The organism is Microbacterium sp. (genome assembly GCF_035554235.1).
In the GTDB taxonomy this organism is placed as follows: domain Bacteria; phylum Actinomycetota; class Actinomycetes; order Actinomycetales; family Microbacteriaceae; genus Microbacterium.
On sequence record NZ_DATMIO010000217.1, the window covers coordinates 1 to 3,741 of the forward strand.

The window sequence follows — 3,741 nt, forward strand, 5'->3', positions numbered from 1 at the left end:
GGACGAGGTCCGCCAGCTTGCCGGGCTCGACCGAGCCGACGTGGGCGTCGATGCCGTGGCCGATCGCCGGGTTGATCGTGTACTTGGCGACGTACCGGCGGGCGCGCTCGTTGTCCGCGGGCTCCGAGCTGCCGAGCGGGCCGCGGCGGTGCTTCATCACGTGCGCCACCTGCCATGTGCGGGTGATCACCTCGCCGATCCGGCCCATCGCCTGGGCGTCCGACGAGGTGATCGACAGCGCGCCCATGTCGTGCAGGACGTCCTCGGCGGCGATCGTCGTGGCGCGGATCCGGGACTCCGCGAACGCGAGGTCCTCCGGCACCTGGGGGCTCAGGTGGTGACAGACCATCAGCATGTCGAGGTGCTCGGCGACGGTGTTGACGGTGTGCGGCAGGGTCGGGTTCGTGGAACCGGGGATCACATTGGGCAGCCCTGCGATCGAGAGGATGTCGGGAGCGTGACCGCCGCCGGCGCCCTCGACGTGGAACGCATGGATCGACCGTCCGCCCATCGCCGCGATCGTGGACTCGACGAATCCCGCCTCGTTCAGCGAGTCCGAGTGCAGCGCGACCTGCAGCCCCCAGTCCTCGGCCGCGCGCAGGGACGCGTCGATCGCGGCCGGGGAGGAGCCCCAGTCCTCGTGCACCTTGTAACCGGCGGCGCCCGCGAGCGCCTGCTCCTTCAGCGCGGCCATCGAGACCGTATTGCCCTTGCCGAGCAGCAGGACGTTGATGGGCAGAGGATCGAGTGCCCGGTGCATGGCTGACAGATGCCACGCTCCGGGCGTGACAGTCGTGGCCTTGGATCCTTCCGAAGGCCCCGTGCCGCCGCCCACGATCGTGGTGATCCCCGTGGCGAGGGCCTCGTGGATCTGCGAGGGGGAGAGCAGGTGGACGTGCGAGTCGATGGCGCCTGCGGTGACGATGCGTCCCTCACCCGAGATGACATCGGTGGACGGCCCGATCATCATGTCGACGCCGTCGCTGATGTCGGGATTGCCCGCGTGTCCGATTCCGACGATGCGACCATCTCGGATGCCGATATCGGCGCGGATGATGCCCCACCAGTCCAGGATGATCGCGTTCGTGATGACGGTGTCGAGGGCGCCCTCCGCTCGCGTCGTCGTCGCCTGCGCCATGGACTCGCGGATCGACTTGCCGCCGCCGAAGACGGCCTCCTCGCCGCCGACGGTGAGGTCGCGCTCGATCTGGATCCACAGATCGGTGTCGCCCAGGCGCACTTCGTCCCCCACCGTGGGCCCGTAGATCGCCGCGTACCGCGATCGGTCAAGCCACACCATCGAGCAGCTCCTGTCCGTCGGTCTTGATCTGGATGCCGGGAACCCGACGCGCTCCGCGCAGTGTCACGGCGTCGAGCTCCCGCGATGCGCCCGGCTCGAAGCGCTGCGACGTCCCGGCGGCGATGTCGAGGCGGAACCCGTGTGCGAGCGCACGGTCGAACTCCAGTGCTCCGTTCACATCAGGGAGGTGGATGTGAGAGCCGATCTGGATCGGGCGGTCGCCTGTGTTCACGAAGACGAGCCGGATGCGCTCGGCCCCGGTGCGATCGGCGTTGAGCTCGATGCGCCCGGGTCGGATCCGGTAGGCGCCAGGGCCATCGGAGGAAGCGGATGCCACGGCGACTCCTCAGTCGATCGGGTGGTGGACGGTGACGAGCTTGCGGCCATCGGGGAACGTCGCCTCGACCTGCACATCGGCGAGCATCTCAGGAACGCCTGGCAGCACTTGATCACGCCTGAGGACGGTACGGCCCTCCTGCATCAGCTCGGCGACGCCACGTCCCTCTCGTGCTCGTTCGATGACCCAGCACGAGAGCAGCGCGACGGTTTCGGGGTGGTTGAGAAGGATGCCCCGTTCGAGCCGGTCGCGCGCGACCATGGCTGCGACCGACAGCAGGAGCTTCTCGGTTTCGGCGGGAGTGAAGTGCATTCGGGCCTCCGGCGGGTGATGTCAGAAGTGTGTCATATCGGGAACTTTGATCGGAGGTTCCCGCGCCCCCAGCTCACCGCAATTGTTCGCTAAGTCCCGGAAATTCAGCCAACTCGCCCCGAAGTCCGGTGAACGATTAACAGAATCGGAACAATCGAGAAATGTCAGAGCAATGTCACGGTCCCATGCTGGCAACTACCGCAGCAGTCGACGATCACTTTCGTCGTCCCAAACCGGCAACGAGGCCCGAGACCATCCGGCATCGAGAACGCACGTATCACCGGCCCACCCCCTGCTCCACGCCCTGATTCGCCGATCAGCCCGTTCCGCCACATCATCGGCACGCCTTCCTTCGGCGTGCTCCGAAGCCGTGGCGGTGCGACGGCATCATTCGGCGTGCCTGCAGGACGCACCACTCACCCGAGAATGCATCACCCTGCATCACAGAAACGGAGATCCACATGATTACGACACGGACTCGAAGGGGGCGCAGCCTGCTGGCCGTTCCCGCCCTCGCCGCGGCGACAGCCCTCGTGCTCGCGGGCTGCGGCTCCCGCGCCGGCGACGCCGCAGAGCCGAGCGCATCCGGCGCCGCGACGTCCGAAAGCTGCATCGACACATCCGGCGACACGATCAAGCTCGGGTTTCTCAACTCGCTCACCGGCGGTATGGCGATCTCCGAGAAGACCGTCTCCAACGTGCTGCACATGGCCGCAGACGAGATCAACGCCGACGGCGGCATCCTCGGCAAGCAGATCGAGTACATCCAGGAAGACGGCGCCACCGACTGGCCGACCTTCGCGGAGAAGACGGAGAAGCTGCTCACCCAGGACTGTGTCGCCGCGATTTTCGGTGGCTGGACCTCTTCGTCCCGCAAGGCCGTCAAACCGGTCGTCGAAGAGCACAATGGCCTCTTCTTCTACCCGGTGCAGTACGAGGGCCTCGAGGCCTCGCCGAACATCTACTACACCGGTGCTACCACGAACCAGCAGATCCTCCCGGCGATGGACTACCTCGCTTCCCAAGGGGTGAAGACGCTCTTCCTGGCGGGCTCCGACTACGTCTTCCCGCGCACCGCGAACGCGATCATCAAGCTGTACGCGGCAGAGCTCGGCATCGAGATCGTCGGCGAGGAGTACGTGCCCCTCGACAAGGACGACTGGACCACCCAGGTGTCGAAGATCGTCGCCGCGGACCCGGACTTCATCTTCAACACGATCAACGGGTCGTCGAACGTGGGCTTCATCAAGGCCTACTACGACGCAGGGCTCACCCCCGAGACGACGCCCATCATCTCGGTGTCGATCGCCGAAGAGGAGGCCCCGGCGATGGGTCATGAGGTCACGGGCAACTACGCATCGTGGAACTACTTCCAGTCGCTCGACACCCCCGCGAATGCCACGTTCATCGAGGACTGGAAGGCCTACCCGGGCAGCAGTGGAGTGACCTCCGACCCGATGGAGGCCGCGTACATCTCGCTCTACCTCTACAAGGAGCTCGTTGAAGCGGCCGGTTCGTTCGAGGTCGACGATGTGAATGCTGCCGCTGCGGCGGGAGGCATCAGCTTCGCCGCACCGGAGGGCACCGTCACGCTGGACGGGGAGAACCACCACATCTCCAAGGAGGGTCACATCGGAAGGATCAACGCCGAGAACCAGTTCGACATCGTCTGGTCATCGGATGGTCCCATCACTCCCGACCCGTTCCTCGAGGGGTACGACTGGTTCCCCGCCGACGTGCGAGATGCCCTCGTGGCATCCGCGGGCTGACCCTATACGGGACGCGGGGTTTC

Annotated in this window: 4 protein-coding genes; 1 reads left to right on the forward strand and 3 read right to left on the reverse strand. The window is 66.1% G+C overall.

Annotated features, from left to right (window positions below):
• From ureC to VNT50_RS11350, 3 genes are all read right to left on the reverse strand, one after another.
• Positions 1-1,300, reverse strand: a 1,300-nt coding sequence (ureC, locus tag VNT50_RS11340) for an urease subunit alpha (RefSeq protein WP_325485226.1), incomplete at its 3' end; no start/stop codon positions are given.
• Positions 1,287-1,637, reverse strand: coding sequence for an urease subunit beta (gene ureB, locus VNT50_RS11345; protein WP_325485227.1), 351 nt, complete (start codon positions 1,635-1,637; stop codon positions 1,287-1,289). The genes ureC and ureB, both read right to left, overlap by 14 nt.
• Positions 1,638-1,646: 9 nt before the next feature.
• The gene (locus VNT50_RS11350; protein WP_325485228.1) at positions 1,647-1,949 is read right to left on the reverse strand and encodes an urease subunit gamma; all 303 of its coding nucleotides are present in this window, start codon (positions 1,947-1,949) and stop codon (positions 1,647-1,649) included.
• Between the two features lie 461 nt (positions 1,950-2,410).
• On the opposite strand from VNT50_RS11350, the gene urtA reads away from it, so the two are divergent.
• On the forward strand, positions 2,411-3,718 hold the full coding sequence (urtA, locus tag VNT50_RS11355) for an urea ABC transporter substrate-binding protein (RefSeq protein WP_325485229.1): 1,308 nt from the start codon (positions 2,411-2,413) through the stop codon (positions 3,716-3,718).
• Positions 3,719-3,741: the final 23 nt, after the last annotated feature.